The sequence below is a fragment of the Prevotella sp. ICM33 genome, from assembly GCF_000517825.1.
In the GTDB taxonomy this organism is placed as follows: domain Bacteria; phylum Bacteroidota; class Bacteroidia; order Bacteroidales; family Bacteroidaceae; genus Prevotella; species Prevotella melaninogenica.
In genome coordinates this window covers 130,592-153,908 of sequence record NZ_JACD01000071.1, presented here as the reverse complement: position 1 = coordinate 153,908, position 23,317 = coordinate 130,592, and the positions used below count along the sequence as shown (strand labels likewise).

At 41.8% G+C, this 23,317-nt stretch carries 13 protein-coding genes and 1 tRNA gene; 4 read left to right on the top strand and 10 right to left on the bottom strand.

The genetic code is table 11. The features are described from left to right. Nucleotides 1-323: 323 nt before the first annotated feature. From HMPREF1505_RS08530 to HMPREF1505_RS08515, 4 genes are all read right to left on the bottom strand, one after another. Nucleotides 324-1,550: an MvaI/BcnI family restriction endonuclease gene (locus HMPREF1505_RS08530; RefSeq protein ID WP_197017518.1), complete on the bottom strand. Its 1,227-nt coding sequence runs from the start codon at nucleotides 1,548-1,550 to the stop codon at nucleotides 324-326. Between the two features lie 94 nt (nucleotides 1,551-1,644). After that, entirely contained in the window at nucleotides 1,645-3,519 is a 1,875-nt protein-coding gene (locus HMPREF1505_RS08525; protein ID WP_051412352.1) for a DNA cytosine methyltransferase, read from the bottom strand. 396 nt (nucleotides 3,520-3,915) lie between these two features. Then, nucleotides 3,916-4,677, bottom strand: coding sequence for a copper homeostasis protein CutC (locus HMPREF1505_RS08520; RefSeq protein ID WP_036924604.1), 762 nt, complete (start codon nucleotides 4,675-4,677; stop codon nucleotides 3,916-3,918). 138 nt (nucleotides 4,678-4,815) lie between these two features. Beyond that, entirely contained in the window at nucleotides 4,816-7,413 is a 2,598-nt protein-coding gene (locus HMPREF1505_RS08515) for a transglutaminase family protein (RefSeq protein WP_036924600.1), read from the bottom strand. Between the two features lie 342 nt (nucleotides 7,414-7,755). On the opposite strand from HMPREF1505_RS08515, the gene HMPREF1505_RS08510 reads away from it, so the two are divergent. Next, the gene (locus tag HMPREF1505_RS08510) at nucleotides 7,756-9,159 is read left to right on the top strand and encodes a C1 family peptidase (protein WP_036924598.1); all 1,404 of its coding nucleotides are present in this window, start codon (nucleotides 7,756-7,758) and stop codon (nucleotides 9,157-9,159) included. 642 nt (nucleotides 9,160-9,801) lie between these two features. On the opposite strand, the gene HMPREF1505_RS08505 is transcribed toward HMPREF1505_RS08510, so the two are convergent. Then, a complete protein-coding gene (locus HMPREF1505_RS08505) occupies nucleotides 9,802-11,421 on the bottom strand; it encodes a RagB/SusD family nutrient uptake outer membrane protein (protein WP_036924595.1) in 1,620 nt (539 codons plus the stop codon). Between the two features lie 32 nt (nucleotides 11,422-11,453). Next, nucleotides 11,454-14,189 carry a SusC/RagA family TonB-linked outer membrane protein gene (locus HMPREF1505_RS08500; protein ID WP_197017517.1) on the bottom strand — a complete coding sequence of 912 codons (2,736 nt, stop codon included), beginning with the start codon at nucleotides 14,187-14,189 and terminating at the stop codon, nucleotides 11,454-11,456. Nucleotides 14,190-14,360: 171 nt separating this feature from the next. Between HMPREF1505_RS08500 and HMPREF1505_RS08495 the strand changes: the two genes are divergently transcribed. Further along, nucleotides 14,361-17,519, top strand: a complete 3,159-nt coding sequence (locus HMPREF1505_RS08495) for a glycoside hydrolase family 2 TIM barrel-domain containing protein (protein WP_036924593.1) — start codon at nucleotides 14,361-14,363, stop codon at nucleotides 17,517-17,519. A 441-nt stretch (nucleotides 17,520-17,960) separates the two neighbouring features. Here the strand turns inward: HMPREF1505_RS08495 and HMPREF1505_RS08490 are convergent, their stop codons facing one another. The 4 genes from HMPREF1505_RS08490 to rsfS all read right to left on the bottom strand — a co-directional run bounded on the left by HMPREF1505_RS08490 (nucleotide 17,961) and on the right by rsfS (nucleotide 22,016). Further along, nucleotides 17,961-18,608 carry a SprT-like domain-containing protein gene (locus HMPREF1505_RS08490; protein WP_036924590.1) on the bottom strand — a complete coding sequence of 216 codons (648 nt, stop codon included), beginning with the start codon at nucleotides 18,606-18,608 and terminating at the stop codon, nucleotides 17,961-17,963. 88 nt (nucleotides 18,609-18,696) lie between these two features. After that, nucleotides 18,697-19,563, bottom strand: a complete 867-nt coding sequence (locus tag HMPREF1505_RS08485) for a phosphatidate cytidylyltransferase (protein ID WP_036924587.1) — start codon at nucleotides 19,561-19,563, stop codon at nucleotides 18,697-18,699. 14 nt (nucleotides 19,564-19,577) lie between these two features. Continuing rightward, nucleotides 19,578-21,608: an ATP-dependent zinc metalloprotease FtsH gene (ftsH, locus tag HMPREF1505_RS08480; protein WP_013264037.1), complete on the bottom strand. Its 2,031-nt coding sequence runs from the start codon at nucleotides 21,606-21,608 to the stop codon at nucleotides 19,578-19,580. Between the two features lie 48 nt (nucleotides 21,609-21,656). Further along, nucleotides 21,657-22,016, bottom strand: a complete 360-nt coding sequence (gene rsfS, locus HMPREF1505_RS08475) for a ribosome silencing factor (RefSeq protein ID WP_004361374.1) — start codon at nucleotides 22,014-22,016, stop codon at nucleotides 21,657-21,659. Nucleotides 22,017-22,254: 238 nt separating this feature from the next. Here rsfS and HMPREF1505_RS08465 point away from each other — a divergent pair. Then, nucleotides 22,255-22,325, top strand: a tRNA-Gln gene (locus HMPREF1505_RS08465). A 74-nt stretch (nucleotides 22,326-22,399) separates the two neighbouring features. Then, entirely contained in the window at nucleotides 22,400-22,786 is a 387-nt protein-coding gene (locus tag HMPREF1505_RS08460; protein ID WP_036924584.1) for a rhodanese-like domain-containing protein, read from the top strand. Nucleotides 22,787-23,317 lie beyond the last annotated feature (531 nt).

The window sequence follows — 23,317 nt, the reverse complement described above, 5'->3', positions numbered from 1 at the left end:
GGGAAAGCAGTCAGATGCGATAATGCAGTCTCCCTTAAAACAAGCAACGGCTATATACGATAAATTGAAATATGCACCATTTAGAAAAATAAAAAATGTAGGACACAGGGTCCATAGCCAAAACTGCTAAAGTGCGATAACAGAAAGATTATATAATGATTAGGTGTTAAACTTGGGTTAATTTTGCGGTGTGAAATAAAAGTGCTGATGGATGCCCCCACCGCACCATCAACACTATAAAAGGATTTAAACAGTGGCTTGCACGAAAGGGTGCAAGCCACAGTTGTTTTATTTATATAATATGGTGGTATTTATTCCAATACCTATAAAGAGTTTTTTGGTAACGGACCTCTATGCGGTATGGCATCGGGGTCAAGTTTGTAAAGTAGAGATTCAGGGAAGAGTAGAGGCATGGCTTGGTCTTTTATCTTAAAGTTCCATGTATCACCTCGCCCACTGGGACGACAGAGTAGTAATTCGAGTGAAATAAACTGTTGCATTATCAGATTATCAAACTCAGCCGTATTGGGGTTGCGGGTATGCTCTATATACGAATATCGGAAATGTTCTTTACCATCAATGATTTGATTGTCAACAGATACCCAAAACGTTTCTTTATGTTTTGTCTTCAATCGGTTGTGCAGTGCCGTGAGCTGCCATTCTACTATGTGATCAGTTGTTACGCCATCATTATGTGCAAGCATTTCGAGCAATTCATTCTGATGAGTAATATCCAGCATAAGCGACTGTTTATTGGGGCGATTAGCCTGTACGGTTATTTGTAATGTTTTTCCTCCATCACGCTCATATCCATATTGTTGTACTATGTCCCTTCCACTTTTGTATTTACTGTTTTTCCAATCGGGTACTTGAGAGAAAAGTCCGTTTTTGTTGGCTGACCGTTGCAAGCGTTTACTTTTCAATTCAATTCCTTTATAGTCGGCATCTTTGCTACTATTCATTGAAATTCCGAGAAGTGTTTCAACGGCTCTTCCTATTCCGGTATCGTCTTGTACTTCTGATTGATACCAATGACCATTGTCATATAGCTGATAGAACTTATTAAGCAAGTCTTGCGACACTTCCATAGACTGCTTGTGCAGTGTTGATAGAATTTCTTTAATGGGATTTCCTGTTGCGCTATTATAGCATTTAGATATATTGGTTTGTGTGACATTAATGATATACAAGCATTCTCCCATATGGAAAAGTGCAAAAATATCATTGGGAGAAGTGTAATTGTGGAGTCTTGAAAACCAAATACGTGGATCGCCCTTCTTAGTCATAGGTCTGTAAAGTGATGCTTTTGCAGAAATGCATTCAGATTCGGTCAGCAAAAAGGCTTCACGATAAACCTTGTTCAGTTGCCCTTGTCCTTGAAGAGCATAATCATGGATACCCTCTTCTTGAAAATAGACACGCATAGGTGCAATAGCATCAAAATACCCTTTATCTAAAGAAGTCCAATAGGTTTGAAAGGTAGTGTAGCTAATGCCTAAGTTTGCAATGAACTTGAAATTTTCCGTCTCGAAAGGCGTAAACGGGCGCATGTGTATCATGTTTATATATTTTTCTGTTGACAGGTTGACCAGTTAATAATGCTCTCAACTTGTTTACCTTTCAACTTAGCTATTTGTCATTTTTTTATTTTATATGTTTCAGGATTTCATTTGCAATTGCTCTTGCCATCAAAGGCGGTACAGCGTTGCCAACCAATGTATATTGAGGTATTTCCTTTTGCCGATTGTTTCCGCCTGTTTGTCGTTTACCTTGAAAGACAAACGAATCGTCAAAGCTCTGTAGGCGAGCCATCTCGCGTACCGTTGTTGGTCGGGATGCTGCATAATGGATAAAATCATCGGGCATAGTGCAAACCGTTGGACTTTGACCTTCAGGGTTAAGTACAGAGTAGTTGCGCTTTTGTGAGTTGAGTCCTTCTTTCTTTAGTTCATCTTTCGCACGGTCATAGTCCTTGTATTTGGCAATAATACTCAACCGCTTGCGCACTTTCTCATTTTGCAAACTTGTTTGATGGTTAAATAATTCCATGTATTTGTATTTATTCGGTTTTTCCAGTTCATCTACGTTCACTACATAGAAGGGAGCTTCATCAAAAGTAAACCGATGTCCCAGTCTACCCATACGCGACCATTCAGAATATAGTAGTCCCCTCTCATCAGGAACACCTTGCAGGGTACGTTTCTTCTTCTCACTTTCGTATGCATCAATGGTCTTAGGTTTACGATAGTTTGTTGCAATGTCACCATTACCTACCATGTCGAGGTCCCAAAGTGCTTCGTAAACCTTTACTTTCTCGTATTCCTTAACTGTAGGGGGGATTTCGGTTATCAATTCTTGGTCGTTACGGCAGCCAATGAATACAACACGTTCGCGATTCTGTGGCACACCATAATTGGCCGCAAGCAACACTATAGGCTCACTGATTTTATACAAATGAACCTCTTCCATCAGCTTATCGAAAATAGTGAGAATATCTTTCTTCCCTTTAATTTTATCACGTATATAGTCGATACACTCATCAAAGGTGTCTGTGAGAATCTCTAACGACTTCTTTAGCAAAATAGCCTCTTGCTTGCAATTCCCCAATCTTGATACCTCATCAATAGCATTGAAAATATTATCAAGGATTTGTCCGTCAGATATAGTTTCAACTATAGAATTATAGTCCTCAGTAAAAGTGTCATTGTCAATGTGTGCAGTCGTCTTAAGCTGAATAATCTGCTGGCGTATTTCCTCTCTCTGCTTCTTCATCTGTAAAAGTAGTAGCCCGTGACGTATCGTGTTGACTGATGTGTTGCTTTTACTGGCACTATAAGATAGGTTTCGTGTAAGAGACTTGAGTTGCTGATTAAGGTTGGTGAAGTACAAATTGCGCAACTTATCCTTATCCGAATCGGCTGTCTCCATATTGATACGCAGACGTAAACATGAAAACAAGGAAGCATCCATATCTTTCTTTAGATGACAATCAAGGAAATTATGAAGCAGACTTATCTTCATGTCATCTACAATAGAACGAATCTCTCGCAAAATACGTTCCTTGATGCGTCCGCCATCCTTTGTCAAGATTCCTTTTACATTTTCCATTACAAAATATTTCGGTCGAAGCGTCTTGATGACCTTTAGATAGTGAAAGAAAAGATCGTCACGTTTATCCAGTTTCTTTCTTCTTCCTGCAAGACTAAATGATTGGCAGCTTGGTCCGCCTGTTATCACGTCAATATCCTGTCGTCCGATTTCTTTTTGCAGATTTGGTAAGAAAGATTCTTCCATAATATCCTGACACATAAACTTTGTGTCAAGTCCAAGCATCTTGTTATATCGCACTCTATGCGTCAGTTCGCAATTCTCATTGATATCGCTGGCTAAACGGAAATCATAATATTTATCCTCTGTATAAGCCTGCATAAAACCTTCACTGAAGCCACCAGCTCCAGCAAACAAATCAAGATACGTAATTTTCTTACGAGTAGATATAAATTCTTTTTTTTGCGACATCAGTCTTACCCCTTTTCTACTATTCTTCCTGCAAAGATAGTAATTTTTATTTGGAAAAATATCTTTTCGCTCTTTCAGCTATCTCCAAAAGTTGTATTTCTCAATTGAACTTACAGGCTATGGTCTCACATTTATTAGTTTTTTTTTTCTGTACTAATACTCTCCAACCTCCATGTATCTATCAGAGGGACAGAAAACTTTACATCTATTTAGAGGAATAAGCGTATTAAAATTATGACTTTAAACCGTCAACACATATTGTGCTAACCATCCGCACGGGACGTGCGGACGATGATCACAATATGTGTTGCATACAAAGCACCAAAGAGCTGGATGCCCTAATAAACTATTGGTGTAACTGTTTTCAAACTTAATTCTGGTATATGAGTATTGCTTTTATGCCATCTCTCTCATCAAAGCGTCAATCGTATTTCTTACTCTGCGCTCTGTTGTTAACATGATAGTGTCCTCATCGGCACCCTCTGCACCCATATAAACGGATGGATTAGAGTAGGTCATGCGACTTGCTTGTGGCTCACGGGCAGAGAAGTGGAAGGCAGGTACGCCTGTTTCTTGGCGTATGCAAGCAATGTTCTTTTCGTTCACACCACATCCAGCCATGATTTTTATGCGACCATTAGCCAACTGGTTTAATCGCTGGAGTTGGGGAATACCCTTCTCGGCAGTGGGTTGCTGTCCCGATGTAAGTACTCTTTCAAAGCCGAGTGCAATGAGCTGTTCCAAGGCTTTCTCTGGTTCGCGGCAGCGGTCAAAGGCACGATGGAAGGTGACACTCATCCCTTTTGCGTGAGACATCAGATATTCATTAGCAGCCAAATCGATATCTCCTTTAGCCGTCAGGCAGCCAAAGACAACGCCATCTACACCTAACTCACGACAAAGATCAATATCCATAGCCATGCGCTGAAGTTCTTGTTCTGTATAAAGGAAGTCGCCTCCACGGTTGCGGATGATAACATGTAGGCGAGTATCAGTCAACACTTCTCTCGCCATCTTTATTTCACCATAGGAAGGTGTTGTGCCACCTTCGGGAATACCCATACAGAGTTCTACACGATTAGCTCCACCTTTCTGTGCTTCTACGCAGCTTTCAACGCTATTAGCACATATCTCTATCTCAAAATCAGTTCGGTTCATGTTGGATTATTTGAGGAGTTAAAGGAGTTAAGGAGTGAAAGGGAGTTAAGACAATACTTTTATATAATGTAATATATCACACTAACAGATAGTGTTGTCTTAACTCCCTTTCACTCCTTAACTCCTCTCCCTCCTTAATTAAAGTTTACTACTTGTCTTCACGAGCTGCTCACCCAATCCGATTGTATATCCTTGAGAAAGGAAGACAATACGATTGAAGGTATCAGCAATGATGAATATTGGCAGCTGTTCAGTATTGCGGAGTTTCATCTCTTTCACTATCTCTTGCTGGATGGTTCCATCCTTATCAATACCGAAGATAGTCTTCGCAGGGAGGTTAGGGAACTCACCCTTCTGTGCTTGGAACTTCTTAGCTTCCACCTCATTCTTGAAGAGTAAGACGAATGGACGACCCCATTTATCGAGTTTATCCTTCATCTTCTCAATATCATGCAAAGCGTGGTTGGTCGGCTCCTGCCCAATACCCAATACGCCGAGAACATAATATCCGCGTCCAGTCTGACTTAGGATAGAAACGCTCTGACCGTCTTTATCAAACAAGTCTTCGCTATTGAAGCTACCAATCACCTTCACACCTTCGCTTTCCTGACGCACATTGAGTGGGAGAGTGGTCGTTTTGCCTGGTTTAATCTGGAAGAAACGGCTGTGCGCAAGTACACTACCATCCGCCATTCGCTGACCAGTCACGAGGATGTAGGTACCCTCATCGAGTGTAGTCCCATTCTTAAAGGTGTTCGACCAAGTAGCTCCTCCACCCATATCTACCTGTCCTTCGTCAAAGTTCATCAGCCATGTCTGTCCGTTAACAATCTTACTAATGCTGAAATGGCTATAATACTTAGGATCATCGAGGAAGCCATCAGGGGTGAATGTCAGTACTAATTTACCAGTCTTAGCAGTCTGCTGAGCTGCTGCATCAAAGTCAACATCCACCCATTTGCCATTCTGCTTATACTGAATCTTCCATGCTACAGGGTCCATACGGGCCTCAATACCAAGACTGCGTGCTACATCTACGAAGAAGATATCACGGCTACGGCTATCGGTAATACGGCTCTCCCATACACTTCTTGGGGTCTGTGGGATTCTCATCGCACGACTATCAGGGTTCATACGGATATTCTTTCTAATCCATTCAACCAACAAAGCTGGGTTCTTACGGAAACTTGCTGCCTCCTTTGCAAAGGCTTTCTCAAAGAATTGTTTGAATGGTGTGAGAATCATTTCACTCTCAACACGTGGAGAGAGTTGGCTGCTCTTAGCCTTCATGTTATCCTCTAAGATATACATTGGCATGTCACGAAGGTCCTTGTCGCTCAAAGTACTGAGCAACTTTAGTGCACGTTCCTGCTGATTAGCATACTTCTCAACAAATGCCTGAATAGTCTTCCAATTTCCACGTGCCTTTATAATATAAGGTGTGGCTGCTGGATAGCGATAATCCTTCATTGATTCTGTAGTCGGGAAGGTGGCAATGTAAGCATGACGGATAGAATCCTCATAGGTCAAACGACGTGTATTCTCATCCCGCTGTGCCTTGGTAACGGCAGGTAATGTAGTATTAGAAGCAGGTGGAACGATGTCGAGATCAGCCTCCTTAGGCATATTTTGCTCGTTATAATCCAGTTTGATGGTGATTGACTTATCCTTTCCAAAGGTAGCTTTAGCAAAGCCAAACTGTCCATCCTTTGATGCCCAGACAATCATATCACCCTTACCAGCAGAGAGGAAGGTTGTTCCATCAGTACCAGTGTACTTAGACACAGCTGTATAGAACTCGGCATAATTATAGATCTTGAAGTCTACCTTTGCGTTGTCAACAGGCTTACCATCCTTGTCGACAATCTTAAAATCAATCTTAGACGTACTGCCATAGTTGTCGATGAGATTAATCTCGGTGAAGTTATTGGTACGTAGCATCACCTCCTCTGGACCCTCATAATCACCGAAAGCACGTGTGTGCATGAGCATTGCACGTGATGCAGGCTCGTTAAACCAAGCAAGGTTGAGTACTGGCTCTGGCTCACAAGCACCTAAGAAATACCATTTACCATCCGCCCAAGCTTCTACCCAAGCATGGTTGTCGTCCGTATGTGCCCATCGAGGAGTATAGACCTGACGAGCAGGAATACCGATAGAACGGAGGGCAGCTACTGTAAAGGTGCTCTCTTCGCCACAGCGTCCGCGACCTGTACGGATAGACTGTAGTGGTGAAGAAGTACGGGCATCAGAAGGTTCGTAGGTAACTCGTTCATGACACCAGTGGTTCACTTCAAGGATAGCATCCTTCATAGGAAGTCCTTTTACACGCTCACTCAGTTCACGATAGAAAATAGCACGAGAACTATCAAGTGGTTCATTGTTCACACGCATTGGCAGAACGAAATGTCTGAAAAGCAATTCAGGGACATCCTTTCCCCATGCCATCGATTTTCTTGTTTGCAAAGCGGTGCGTATGTTTTTAAGGTGATAGGCTGTTGGATAGTCTGTTGCATCGGCAATTGGCATATAAGCATACAAGAAATGTAATGCCTCCTCTTCTTCAGGAGATACCCGAAGTCCCTTTGTGTTATAGAACTTCTTGCCAATAACCTTCATCTTGGCTTGGAATGCGTTTTCTACTTTCTGTCTGAAATTAGGGTCTGTAATAAAGTGCTGTGCATAACTTGAAAGGCTGACAGCAGCAAGAAACAGACTCAATAAGATTCTCTTCATAGATTTGTTTTTAGTTTATGCGACTTTCATCAGCCGCTAATTTGCGTATGCAATATTCGTAAAAAAAAACAATATACGCAAATGTTTTACATAGAAAATGCCTGAAAGCATGGTCAAAGTGATAGGATAGGATGCCTTCTTTTCATGTACTGCCTTTTATTTTTATGAAATAAACTCTTTTCTCTTCACCAAAAGAAATTGTTAACCTTTCCCTTTTAGGTAGAATTTATCAATATCAATGATGATTTTCACACATTATTACAACAACAATGGGAAATAAATAGTATCTTTGTAGAAAATAAGTTTTTAATAACCCTTTACCTTAATATTATTAAAAAAACAATGAGAAAGAAAATGTTTATAGCCTGTGGCTTGCTAAGTTGTGTACTTACACTTCAGGCACAGACGAAAGATGGAGGTATTGATGCACAGATGTTGCAGCAGATTCAGAAGTCTGGATTGACAACATCTGACCGTGCTTTATCGAATGCAATCGCCACAAATTCTATTGATGATCTTGCTCGTAACTTCCGTAATTCTGGTCCTGTAGACACCTACTTTAGCGTGGAGACACCGAAACAGAATATCCAAGATCAGAAAAGTTCGGGTCGTTGTTGGCTCTTTACTGGACTGAATGTTTTGCGTGCTAACTTTGCACGTCGCCATAAGGATACATTGAGAGTGGAATATTCTCACGTTTATCTCTCTTTCTATGACCAGTTAGAGAAAGCAAACTTGATGCTGCAAGGTGTGATAGACAATGCTGGTAAGCCATTAGACGACCCACGTGTGCAGTTTTTCTTTAAGAATCCTATCAGTGATGGTGGTACGTTCTGCGGTGTATCTGACTTGGTTGAGAAGTATGGTGTTGTACCAATGGAAGCTATGCAAGAAACCTATTCAGCAGAAAATACCTCTCGCATGGCAAGGATTGTGTCATCAAAACTACGTGAGTATGGTTTGGAACTGCGTAAGATGGTAGCTGACAAGAAGTCAAAGGCAGCTATCAAGGCACGCAAAACAGAGATGTTGGGTAATATCTATCATATACTCTCACTTTCTTTGGGTGAGCCAGTGAAGACGTTTACCTTTGCTTTCAAGGATAAGAACGGTAAGCAGATTGGTAAGGCTAAGACCTATACACCACAGGAATTCTATAAGGAGACGGTGGGAGGTCCACTCAATGGAACCTTTATTATGGCAATGAACGACCCTCGTCGTCCTTACTATAAGACCTACGAGATAGAGTATGACCGTCATACCTACGATGGTCATAATTGGAAGTACGTGAACCTTCCAATGGAAGATATTGCGAAGATGGCTATTGCTTCGCTGAAAGACTCAACGAAGATGTACACCAGTTATGATGTTGGTAAGCAGCTCGACCGCAAGCGTGGTTATCTTGACTTGGACAACTATGACTATGGAACACTTTTCGGAACAACCTTCCCAATGAACAAGGCAGAGCGTATTGCAACCTTTGACAGTGGGTCTACGCATGCGATGACACTTACAGCAGTAGACTTAGATGAGAATGGTCAGCCAAAGAAATGGAAGGTAGAGAACTCTTGGAGTGCCTCTTATGGTCAGAATGGTTACTTGATTATGAGTAATCCTTGGTTCAATGAATACACCTTCCGTCTGGTTGTTGATAATAAGTACGTACCAGAGAATATCATGAAGGCTGCTCAGCAGAAGCCAATTATGGTTGTTCCTGAGGACCCATTGTTCCAAGAGGATATGTAAAGACCTCCCCCAACCCCTCCAAAGGAGGGGAGAAAGGGTAGGCTGGTGTCGATAGATTCCTTACAAAAATATTGATTTTAAGTTTTATAGGAAACCTTGGAATGCTATTTTAGCTATGCAGGCTATATATAAAAGAAAGCAGGGATAGGCGGCTTCGTCTATCCCTGCTTTCTTTATCTTTTAGGATTCTTCCGAATTATGAAGTGATAGTTTAAACCTATTATATAATAAGATACACAGAGCAACTCTAAGTTTCTTGCTGCAAACTTAGAGCCTTGCTGTGTGATATTTCTTAAGATTCTAAACGTAGGATGCAACCCTTATCACTCCAAACCCCTTTATGTTTGTCCGTTTTTTTCACATATCGATTTTGTAAAGACCACCAAATGGCTCGCAATTAACGCCCAATTGGCTTGCAAAAGGTGCCCTTTTGAGGTCTTACTAACGCCCTTTTGGAACCTTATTAAGCACCTTTTAAAATCTCTTTTTACAACTATTTGATAACAAGTAACTTACAGAGGCGATAAAGCAGCTCGCTTTTAAGGCATTTCTCTACCTTTTCTTTGAATATTTTGTCAATATATTTCTTAATCTTGCAGTGTTGAACCTCACACAGAAGCATGGGGTTGACGGAGGTTTTATTTAGCGTTTATAACCTTTATTCTGTTTCAGTTTTTCGTTGAGGTCTAATGCACGTGATGGAATAGGGAAGACGATAGTATGACGGTCGGCTTCTGTTGCGGGTGCAGTATGAAGGTCGTAGGACTGGTGGAAACGATTGAAACGGATGAGGTCATTACGACGCCAGCCCTCCCACATTAGTTCCATCAGGCGTTCAGCAAGAATGTTATCTAATGTAGCAGTTCTATTTCCCATACCACTACGGCTGCGAATGAGGTTCAGTTCAGTATTACCATTCTCTCCGTTGCGTACTGCAGCTTCAGCCTTCATTAGCAATACATCGGCATAACGGAAGAGAACAATGTCGTTGTCTGGGCTTTTACCATCGTTAAAGGCGTTGCGGTCCACCTCATATTTAGCCATTCTTGCTCCTGCCGTCTTGATATATGGGCTGTTGGTGAGATTTAACTCTACAGCAAGTGGCATATAAACAAGTGGTTTGCCACTTTCTAAATATATGATATTTCCATCTACTCGAACAGTGTCAGAGTAGAGGTTATAAGCATATCGCTTGTCAACATTTTTAGTACCATAGCCGAAAGTCTTCACTGTTGAAATAGTTGCACAGGCTCCATTCTCAGAGCCTGTACCGAAGGCACCGCCATGTGAGTAGTGACGAGAGCGGAAGAGATACTGGAATTGGCTCTTGTAAAGGTGTTTGTCGAGTGGGATAGTAAAGATATTCTCTGGTGAATTCTCGTTGTTAACAGAGAAGTTGCTGAGATAATCGGCTGCTAAGGTAAAGCCATCAGCAGTCAACTCATCGCAGTAATATTTGCAGGCTTGCCATATATTCATCTGCTGACCATTGATGGTAAAGTAGGTTTGCTTACCATTAGGTTGTTGATTATCTGTCCAATCAGCATCAGAATAAACCTCACCATTCAGCATTAACTTAGCAAGAAGGAAGTTGGCTACAGAACGTGTTACACGTCCATAGTTCTTGCCAAGAAGGTTACTATGACCTGTAGGAAGCAGTGGGGTGACTTCTTGTAGTTCTTTTACAATAAACCGATATACCTCAGGGCGACTTGCTTGATCTGCGTTTTCAGTACTTTCGCCAGCCGTAGTTACTAATGGTATATTTCCAAACATATCCATAAGGTAATAGTAGTATAAGGCACGGATAGCCCTAACCTCAGCCCTATAAGCCTTGTATTGCTCATCTGTAAGCAGTTGTTTATGTTTGTCGATGGTTGTAAGTGCATCATTACTGAATACAATTACTTTATAGAGATATTTCCATGTATCGTAGAGCGGTTTGCTGTCTTCTGCCCAGTTATGAGTATATAAATCAGCCCAAAAGCCTCCATCATACCAGTCTCCACCACGGACAGGTATGATTGCTTCATCGGTAGTGAACGTATTATAATCATATACACCACGATAAGTACCTTGTAATCCCTCACTGTCTTTATCACTTCCTATGTAGTTATACAAGGTAGCGACGGCATTGACATATACATCTCTATCTGTCGTGTAGGTATGTTGTTCATCGAGGCTATCTTTGCTATTCTCGTCCAGACAACCAGTCAATGTGAGGAAAGTTAGAAAAAAGAGTGGGCGAAGTAAGTATTTCATACTTGACAGTTGTTTATGTTGTGTTAAATTGCTTAGAACTTAATACTCACACCGATAGAGTAAGTGCGATAAGGAGGATAGGTACGTTTGTCATCAATACCTAAAGTGTTATCTACTACATAACTATTGATAATCGGTGTTAAGCCACTATAACTTGTTATTGTTGCAAGGTTATTGATGCTAAAAGACACACGTAGTGAACTGATATATTTGTTTTTAACAGGCGTATTCCAACCTATCGTAAGATAATCAAAGTTTAGATAATCACCTTTTTCCAACCAATAATCCGTCACATTCTGGTCAACAATATTCCGTGCTGGAGCTTCTGCAAGGACATTATAGTCTGGGAAGTTTGACATGTTCAGGAAAGAAAGAGTTGTTCCGTTAAATATCTTATGTCCGAAAGCACCATTCATCTGTAAGGAAATGTCGAATGCTTTGTATCTGAAACTTATATTAGAACCCAATGTCATCTTAGGTGTTGCTTGTCCTGCGATATATCGGTCACCATGGTCGCTGAGGTCGATTACATTGTCATTGTTCAAATCAGCAATGTCGTATTTGTTGTGTCCATGTCCGTTGTCAACGATTCCTTTGCAGTGAGGAAGATAGAAAACGCCTAAGGGTTGACCTACAATCTGATAGATAATATCATTATATCCACCATGGAAACCTGCGCCATTCATACCACCGATAGGGGTTATTTCTGACGCTGTCATCTGTCTTCCATTATGTTTACCATTGAGAGAAAGGAGTTTATTCTTTTGCCATGCCATATTGACATTGACATTGAGTTCCATGTCTTTCTTTGATATAGGAACGACGCCAATACCCAACTCAAAACCACTGTTAGACATAGAACCGATATTTGCCAATAGCTTGTCGAAGGCGAAAGTTGGCACAGGTACGTCATATTCGTAAAGCATATCGGTAGTCTTGGAATAGTAATACTCTGCTGTAAGGAGCAGACGATTGTTGAACAATCCAAGATCTGTACCAATATTAAAGGTGCTGCGCGTCTCCCAACGTAGGTCAGGGTTACTATTGCGTAAGGTACCCATAGTGACTGTTGGTGTACCATTGTACGAGATTAAACCTACTGGGATATATTGCCTTAAGGTCAAATAAGAACTGATTCCACCAAGGTTTCCAGACCTACCATAACCGGTTCGAAGGTTCAGAAGACTAATGCTCTTATTGTTGCGTAGGAAACTTTCTTTCTTCATATCCCAAGTTGCTGAGATAGAAGGGAAGATGCCCCATGTATGGTCTTTGCCAACCATTGACGAACCATCTGCACGTGTTGTCAGATTAAGTGTGTATCGGTCGAGTAGTGTGTAGGTAAGTGTACCCATAAAAGAGGTAAGACTTGGGTCAGCATAACTACTACCCGTTCCTCCATAAGGACGGTCAGAAGCAGCCCCAAGATTGTCATAACCAAAGTAATTGTTGGTTAATCCCTTTACTTGTGTCCAAAAAGCTGCTATCTTTTTCTTCTGATATTCAGCAAGAATGGTGGCAGATAAATTGTTAATCCCCCAACGATATTTCCAATTAAGAGAGATGTTACCTAACATATCTTCGGTCTTTCGTTCTCCTCTATATGCTAATCCTTGCGCCCATACCCATGTCGGAGCAAATCGTCCGTTCTCCGTTGAGGTGTAAGAATAGGAACCTAAGGCTGCTAACTGAAGGTTATGTGTTAGCTGTAAGGACAACTGCAGATGTGAGTTGAACGTAAGATTCTTTTCATCGTTACGCTCAAACAGCAATGGTTCTGTCGGTCCTATCTGTGATGCATTGCCATTCCTCTGCCATCCATTTCCTGTTTTGTGGAATGGGAGTGTTGGATTCATTGCAGCAGTAGAGTAGGAAAGTGCTTGGATATCAAATATCTTTTCATCTTGTTGAGATGAACCGAAGGCACCAAAGTCTATCTTTAGTCTCTCGTCAAAGGCAAGCTGTGAGATGTCTAACTTAGCCACGAAGTTATTGTAATCCTTGTTTTTAATAACCGTTTGTCCACGTACATAGCCTAATGAGGCACGATAGTTAGACTTCTCACTGCCTCCACTAAAAGCCACGTGGTGTGAGTTTACGAAACCTGTTCGTACGATTTCTTTCTGAAAGTTAGTGTCATAACCTTTGTCAACATAGTCTAATCCCAATGCTTTTGCAGCACTAACATACTCCGTAGCATTGAGCATTCGAAGTCGTTTGTATACAACGTCGAATCCAGCAGTTCCGTCATAGTAAATCTGGAACTTACTACCATTGCCACGCTTTGTCTTTACTTCGATAACACCCGATGCTCCTCGTGAACCATACTTAGACGTTTCTGAAGCATTCTTGAGGATAGTAAAGCTTTCGATATCAGCAGGATAAATGGTGGATAGGGTAGATAAATCAGAAGAAACACCATCTATAAGGACCAGAGGGTCATTACCACCAGTAAGCGATGTCGTGCCACGAACACGCACACTGGTCAACATTGCCATACGATCCTGCCCATTCGTAACGACATTTACACCAACGGCTTGTCCAGAAAGGGCATTAATGGCTGAGTTTACCAAACCTTTATTCATCTGTTTCTTACCTATCTTTGCCATTGAACCGACGATAGGTAGGGTATCACTCTTGAGGAATAACGGCTGCTTTTGCTTTTTAGTAATGGCTTTATGTCTTCTTTGCGCATTTGCAATATTTGTAGAGCCAATTAGTAAAAGGCAGCAAACAAGTGAATGGGTTAGGAAGTGTTGTCTGGCCATATAAGGAATACAATAAATGTTATTTATACTGTTTATCTAAGCAAATATACATATTTTTCGTGACATAAGTCGATGATTACAGGTTTTTTTGCTAATTTTGTTGTGTTATCCTTTTATATACTCTTGTGTGAGTTAAGGATTTTAAAGAAAGAAACCTAAATTATTATCAATATGGATAAGCTTTTTCTAACGGCTTTGTTGATGGGCATGTCTGTGTCTGGTATTCATGCACAGAAAGCCGCTATTGAGCCAACTTTCAGCGAATGGCATGACCTTCAGGTGAATGCTGTCAATCGTTTTGCAACGCATACAGACTTCTTTGCGTTTGCACCATTTGAAAATCTGCGTGGAACAAAGTTTGATATGAAGAAGTCGGCTAATTACCTTTCACTTGATGGGGACTGGAAATTTAATTGGGTTGAGAATGCTGATCAACGTCCAACAGATTTCTTCCGTACCGATTTCGATGACTCGCAGTGGAAGACATTCCCTGTTCCTGGTATCTGGGAGGTGAATGGTTATGGCGACCCTGTCTATGTGAACATAGGTTTTGCATGGCGTGGTAACTTCAAGAATAACCCTCCTGAGGTTCCTATCAAGGAAAACCACGTAGGCTCTTACCGTCGTACTATCCGCATACCAGACAACTGGGACGGCAAACAAGTTATTGCTCATTTCGGTTCTGTGACATCTTGTGTATATCTATGGGTGAACGGTAAGTTCGTTGGCTATAGTGAAGACTCTAAGATTGGACCAGAGTTTGACGTGACGAAGTACCTCAAGAAGGGGGATAATCAGATTGCCTTCCAGGTGTTCCGTTGGTCAGATGGCAGCTATTGTGAGGACCAAGACTTCTGGCGTCTCAGTGGTGTTGCTCGCGATAGTTATCTCTATGCGCGTGATGCAAAGCAGCATTTGAAGGATATTCGTGTAACTCCTGACCTCGTAAATGATTACAAGGACGGTACGCTTAGCGTCAATCTCCAGTTGGCAGGTGGCACAAAAGCTTTCTTAGTCTTGGAGGATGCAGACAATAACCTTGCTGCAAAGACAGTCGTTACGGCAGACAAGGCTGGACAGGCTACGGCTTTTATGGAACTCAGAAACCCAGAGAAGTGGACTGCTGAAACTCCTTATCTCTACAATCTCTATGTTTATGTAGAGGATGCCAAGACTATTGAGACTATCCCGCTCAAAGTTGGTTTCCGTAAGGTTGAAATCAAGAACTCGCAAGTGTTGGTCAATGGTCAGCCTGTTCTCTTCAAGGGAGCTAACCGTCATGAGATGGATCCAGATGGTGGTTACGTTGTGACACGTGAGCGTATGATTCAGGATATCAAACTGATGAAACGTTTGAATGTCAATGCAGTGCGTACTTGTCACTATCCTGACGATCCTATTTGGTATGACCTATGCGACGAGTATGGACTCTATGTGGTTGCGGAGGCTAACCAAGAAAGCCACGGTTTTGGCTATAATAAGGATGCAGTATCGGGTAGTCCGCTTTTTGCTAAGCAGATTATGGAGCGTAATCAGCATAATGTCGGAACGAAGTTCAATCATCCAAGTATTATTTTCTGGAGTCTTGGTAACGAGACTTGCTACAGCAAGAACTTCGATGATGCATATGATTGGATTAAGTCGCAAGACCAAAGCCGTCCTGTACAGTATGAGCGTGCAGAGTTGAATGGCTATGCTACGGATATTTTCTGCCCAATGTACTATTCTCCAAAAGCTTGTGAGGATTACTCAAAGAACACTCAATACACTCGTCCACTTATCCAATGCGAGTATAACCATACGATGGGTAACTCTGGTGGTAACTTGAAGGAGTACTGGGACCTTGTTCGTAAGTATCCTAAGTTCCAAGGTGGATTTGATTGGGACTTTGTAGATCAGGGCTTACACCGCAATCCTAAGTTTGATGCTTCTCGTAGGTTGGAAGACTATGAGCGTGCTGCTGATGCGGTTGATGTGAAGACGGAATACACATACGGTGGTGACTATAATAAGACTGACCCATCAGACAACAACTTCAACTGCAATGGTATGATTGGTCCTGACCGTCAGTTGAATCCACATGCTTATGAGGTTGCCTATGAATATCAGAATATCTGGGCTCGACCAGTTGACCTCAAGCAGGGCAAGATAGCTGTTCACAACGAATACTTCTTCCGTGATCTTAGCAATTATCGTATGGAATGGAGCCTTGTTAATGAGGGTAAGGTTGTTGAGAAGGGTGCGATTGAAGAACTGAATGTTGCACCACAGCAGACAGTTGAATACACATTGCCAATAGCTGGTAAGGAGTTTGATGGTGAAGTTCTCTTGAATATCGACTTTAAGTTGAAGACTGCTGAGCCATTGATGGCAGCTGGTCAGACTGTAGCAGAAATGCAGATGGAGGTACAGCCTTGGCAGCCAATGCCAAAGATGGAGCCTGTTGTAAAGAATAAGGTGAAGGTAACTGACAATGTAAAAGAAGGTATTGTACGCTTTACAGGCAACAACTTCGATCTTGTATTCGATCGCAAGACAGGTTTCCTCAGTAGTTATCAGGTTGATGGTCGTAACTTCTTGGGCGAAGGTGGTAGCTTGAAACCTAACTTCTGGCGTGCTATGACAGACAATGATATGGGTACTAACTTCCAAAATCGCCTGTCTGTATGGAAGAATCCTACCATGACATTGAAGTCATTAGAGGTTGATAAAAAGATGAATCGCCTCACAGCAGAATATGATTTGCCACAGGTAGGTGGGCAGTTGTGCCTTGTTTACCATGTTGCAAGTGATGGTGCGCTCCATGTAAGTATGGATATGGAAATGAAGGAGGGCAGCAAGGCTCCTCAACTTCCACGTTTCGGAATGTTGATGCAGTTACCTTATAATATGGATAAGTCAGTGTTCTACGGTCGTGGACCTATCGAGAACTATGCCGATCGTAAGCTTTCACAGCGCATCGGATGCTATGAGCAGACTGCTGACAAGCAGTTCTTCCCTTACATTCGTCCACAGGAAACAGGTACGAAGAGCGACATTCGCTGGTGGCAGCAGACTGACAACAGCGGTCGTGGATTCCGAGTATTGTTTGATGAGGCTGCATTCTCTGCCAGCGCATTGCACTATAACATTTCCGACCTTGATGAGGGAAGTGAGAAGCATCAGCGTCACAGTTATCAGGTTCCATTGTCTAAGTACACTAACCTCACGTTGGATGCCACAATGATGGGTGTGGGTGGTATTGATAGTTGGGGTTCAGAACCTCTGAAGAAGTATCAGTTGCCAGCTGAAAACCGAGCTATGCACTTCTGGATTGTACCAGTGTTCTAAGATTATAGGCACAAACTATAAGATAAAAAACGCCTTTGCAGAACTCCTGCAAAGGCGTTTTTTGTAATTCTTCCGTTAAATTTGTGGATGCTTTCTGTATAGTTTTAGCGGAAGAACCAAAGTCTCTCTGATACATAAAACCTTTTCATTCTAATACTTCGAAGATGAATGAGGGTTTGAAAAATCATTACACAATCTCGGATAAAACTTCTATGAATAACGGTAAAACCATGTGAAAAAAGTAGGTTTGCAACCAACATAAAATCAGTTGGTTATAAAGAGGTATAATAAAAGGTACTTAATTGGACTTCAAAAGGGCGTTAGTAAGGGTCTTAAAGGGCACCTTTTGCAAGCCAATTAGGCGTCTTTAAGAAGCTAAAAGAGCATGTATTAGTTTTGAGTTGTGTGAAAATAGTTTGCAAATATAGGTTTGTTTGTTTCTTATCTTAGGAGTTTCATCTTCTCAATCATCGTTGTATAAACCTCTTTAGATACTTGTCTGCCACGCAAAGAGCGAACTCGTGGCATGCTGTGGAAGTATTCGTCTTGTGATTGATACCATGCGTAATGAGCAATCTCTCGGGTACGAGCAAGGGAAATTGCCAGTTTTCCAGCGGCAGAGGGATTGACAGAAGAAAGGAAATACTTACCATCTTTCATTTCTAAAGCTAATATGAGATAATCTTTAGGCTGTAGTGTCGTACGAGGTTGGAGATTACGTGTGCGTACGGAGATTGTGATGTGTCTGCCAAAGGTACGGTTAATCTTGTCCATCATACTACGAAATACAATGCCGTGTGATGATGTGTCTTTCAGTCCTGTATAGGCAATAGAGTAGTGTATCATCTCGTGGATGAGCACATCGTCTATCTGTTCTGTTGTCAGTTTATAATAGTTAGAAATGGAAATACTAAAGTCATAAAACTTTGTACGCCCCCAACTCATCTTTCTTTTACATGCCATCTGTCCTAAACGAGTCTTAGCACGCGACCACTTCAGCTTTGGTAGGGGTAGTTTACCGTCAAAGATGATGTTGTTATAATGTTCAAAAGCTTGTCGAAGATAATCTACTGTGAGTTCTGCGTTCATTGTCGGAATAGGGCAAGATTATAAACAACATAGGGACAGACGGCCCCGTCTGTCCCTACACGTCTGTTATTTCTTTTTTTATTATAGTTTAATAGAAGAATGTCAATGTGTAGAGATACACGACAGCGGCTGGTATTGCTAAGAGTGATGAGTCAAAGCGGTCGAGCATACCACCATGTCCTGGCAGTATATTACCGCTATCCTTGACACCGAGTGTACGCTTGAGAAGACTCTCTACAAGGTCGCCCCATGTTCCGAAGACCACTACGACGAGTCCGAGACCTACCCATGCAGGAATGCTCAGCATGTGAGGTGTAGCACCGATGTTTGCAAAGTAGCCGATGACACCCGCTACAATCAGAACAAGAATACCGCCACCAATGCTTCCTTCCCAACTCTTCTTAGGACTGATACGTGGGAAGAGCTTATGCTTGCCGAGGAGTGAACCGCAGAGATAAGCACCTGTATCATTTGTCCAAAGGAAGATGAAGATACTCAATGGAAGAAGGGAATCAAAGTTTACCTGTCCCATCTCACCCTGCTGGAAAGCTAATACGTTAATCATTGAGAAAGGCAATGCGATATACATCTGTCCTAACATCGTGTATGCCCAGCTGTTGATAGGGTTCTCATTCTTCAGATACAGTTCTGAAACCAACAGGTAGAGAATTGTCAGAATGTAGGGTACAAAGATAACGAAGCCCTCAACTGGTGTCAAACGTAGTCCTGCAACCGATAGGAAGAAATAGACTCCCGCTATGGTTGAGATAAAGCGGTTTACCCTTACTCCTTTGATATTGTTCACCAATCCTGTGTATTCCCAAATGGAAAGACCCGTGATGAGTGCGAAAAGAGCAATCAGTGCGTGAGGGTGAAGGATACCCAACACCATCACGGTGACGAAGAATACGCCTGTAACGGCTCTGACAATCAGGTTCTTTAGTTTATCACTCATAACTGTATGTTTGTTTATAAATCACTTGCGTTGTCGTTACCTTCTTTTGCGATTCTTGCTTCGTGCTCTGCTTGTGCCTGCTTAACCTCCTCTGGCATGTCTTCTAATTTAGGCTGAGACTTCTCTTCCTGCTCAAGCAATTCCTGTGTACGGCTTACCCAAGGACGCTTTCCGAAGATTTCCTCAACGTCTTCTGCCATGATTACCTCACGTTCAATGAGAATCTGTGCCAAACGGTTATGACCCTCTTTGTGCTCTGTCAGAATCTGTTTTGCACGCTCATACTGTCCGTTAATCATCTTTAGTACCTCCTCATCGATGGTCTTAGCCGTCGTGTCAGAGTATGGCTTCTGGAAGTTATATTCATCATTGTTATAATAACAGATGTTTGGCAACTTGTCACTCATACCTGCATAGGCTATCATACCGTATGCACTCTTGGTCGCACGTTCGAGGTCATTCATTGCACCTGTTGAGATATGACCAGTGAAGAGTTCCTCTGCAGCACGTCCACCGAGCAATGAACACATCTCGTCAAGCATCTGTTCTTTTGTTGTGATAGGACGCTCTTCTGGCAGATACCATGCTGCACCGAGTGCCTGACCACGTGGTACGATACTCACCTTTACCAATGGGTTGGCATGCTCACAGAACCAACTAATGGTTGCGTGACCTGCTTCGTGAAGGGCAATAGTGCGCTTCTCGTCAGCTGTCATAATCTTTGTCTTCTTCTCTAAGCCGCCGATGATACGGTCTACAGCGTCTAAGAAGTCTTGCTTTGTTACCTCTGTGCTGTCGTGACGGGCTGCAATCAGGGCAGCTTCGTTACATACATTGGCAATATCAGCACCTGAGAAACCTGGCGTCTGACGTGCAAGGAGGTCGATATCAAGATTCTTCTCTAACTTCAAATTGCGCATATGAACGAGGAAGATCTCCTTACGTTCTGGCAAGTCTGGTAGGTCAACGTGTATCTGACGGTCGAATCGTCCGGCACGAAGGAGTGCCTTATCGAGCATGTCAACACGGTTCGTTGCTGCAAGAACGATAACGCCTGAGTTCGTTCCGAAGCCGTCCATCTCGGTCAGAAGGGCGTTGAGTGTGTTCTCACGCTCATCGTTTCCGCCCATAGCTGGGTTCTTTGAGCGAGCACGTCCAACGGCATCAATCTCGTCAATAAAGATGATACAAGGTGACTTCTCTTTAGCCTGATGGAATACATCACGCACTCGGCTCGCACCAACTCCGACGAACATTTCAACGAAGTCTGAGCCACTCATAGAGAAGAATGGTACACCAGCCTCACCTGCAACAGCCTTAGCTAAGAGGGTCTTACCTGTTCCCGGAGGACCAACAAGCAGTGCACCCTTAGGGATTTTACCACCTAAATCGGTATATTTCTTAGGATTCTTCAAGAACTCAACAATCTCTTGTACCTCCTGTTTTGCACCTGTCTGACCAGCAACATCCTTGAAGGTGATACCCATTTCGTTGGCTTTCTCATAGAGTTTTGCCTTAGATTTTCCAACGCTGAATACTCCACCACCTCCGCTGGCACCTCCGCCCATACGGCGCATGAGGAAGTACCAGATACCAAAGAAGAATATCCATGGTGCAATAGAGCCAAGAATATCGAGAATCGTGTTGCTTGTTTTGTTCTCATAACTATAGCTTACGATTTTCTTTTGAGCTACAGCTTGATCGAGGAAGGTTTCTACCTTATCAACCGAACCAATCTCCACGGTAACATAAGGGGCTGTACCCACTTCTTGTGTACCCTTCTTAAAGATGTCACGGATATGGTTTGGGCTTACATACATGCGTAGGGTATTGTCATTCCGATTGACAATTACCTTTGTTGCATAGCCTTTAGCAACGTATTGTTTGAACGTGGTATAGTCCTTGTCTATACCTGCACTTGACGGGAAAAGCCCATTCCCCCCAGCAAAGAATACTACTCCGAGGGCAATAATAACGAATATGTAGAGCCAATTCATATTGAATTTTGGCATATTCGGCTTGTTCTTTGGATTTGAATTGTCCATTTTGAAGTCTGATTTTTTATATAAAAAGGCGATTACCAGGTTACTTTATCAGTCTAAATCTGGCAGAGTGGTCAACTTGGCGTCCTCCCAAAGGTGTTCTATGTCATAGAATTCACGTGTCTCTGGGGTGAAGATGTGGACGATAACGTCCGCATAATCAATCGCCACCCACTGTGCATTACCAAGTCCTACGCAGTTGATAGGCTTCTCACCAATCGTTTCGCGAACATAATCGCTCACTGATCCGGCAATAGCTTCTACCTGTTGTGTGGAGTTACCCTGGCATATAACGAAATAGCGGCAGATAGTACCATCGATCTCTGATAGGTCTGCAATAACTATGCCATGTCCCTTTTTATCTTGAATTCCCTTTGTAATTAATTCTACTAAATTCTTTGTCTTATCCATTAAATCACATTATAATATACGAGATGCAAAGGTAGCGCAAAAGGAATGAAGCACAAAATAAATTTCATTTTATTTAGCAATTTGTTCCTGTTGGGCTTATTTGGGCTATTTAGCAACGAAAAACTGTCTTTGAGAATATTTTTATCTCTTTTCATGAAAAAAGTTGGTAGAAGTTTTGGTAGTTCAAGAAAAAGTGCTAACTTTGCACTCGCAATTCGGAAATGAGTTGTAAAGTCAATGGGATATGGTGTAATGGTAACACTACAGATTCTGGTCCTGTCATTCCTGGTTCGAGTCCGGGTATCCCAACAAGGTGAGAGAGTTGAGTTTTCAACTCTCTTTTTTTGTTTCATTCAATAGCTTAAATATTTACCTGATAGAGTATGAAGAAGTTATTTACAGCCATTTTGGCAGCATTGGGAATAGGTATGGGTGCATGTGCGCAGAATCCTTATACGGATGTAGATGTTAATCGTTTTGAGCAGATTATTAAGTCTGACTCTGTTCAGTTGGTGGATGTTCGTAAACTTGATGAGTTTAAAGAAGGGCATATTCCAGGTGCAATACATATTGATGTGTTGACGCCTTCTTTCCTTTCTAATGCTCTTGCTAAGCTTGATAAGAAACGTCCTTGTGCCGTTTATTGTCGTTCTGGTAAGCGTTCTGCTATAGCAGCGACTCTTCTTGCCAAAGAAGGATACACCGTTACCAACCTTTTAGGTGGTATCATTGCATGGACTGAGGCAAAGAAGAAGACAGTAAAGGAATAAATAAGTCAGCTTTTAGGTTCTTCCGTTAAATCCAAATCGGTCAGTAGAGGCTAAACATATTTTGTTTTATTATCGAGCAGATTGTTTGGCTTTGTAACGCAGGTGTAGCGGGCTACGTCAAGTTACAAAGACTGATATTATAGATGTTTGTAAACTATTTTCATGTGTATCGAAGGCAATACATGGTCTTTTGGCTTCTAAAAGACGCCTAATTGACTTGTAAAAGATGCTTTTTTGGAGTCTAACTAGCGCCCTTTTGAAGTCCAATTAAGCATCTTTTCTTATACTGCTTTGTAACTATCTGATTTTATGTTGACTACAAACTTACATTTTACATGTATAATCACCATTATTTATTGGTATTTTATTTGAAAGTATGTAATGATTTTTCGAAATACTATATGTCGGGTTTCATAAGTATAAAAATTATGGCTTTGCGATAAAAACAAAATATATTTAGTTTCTAATGACTGATTTGAGGTTAACGGATGAACTTACTTTTAGGGCATGTTTTATGGTTGACAGGTACTC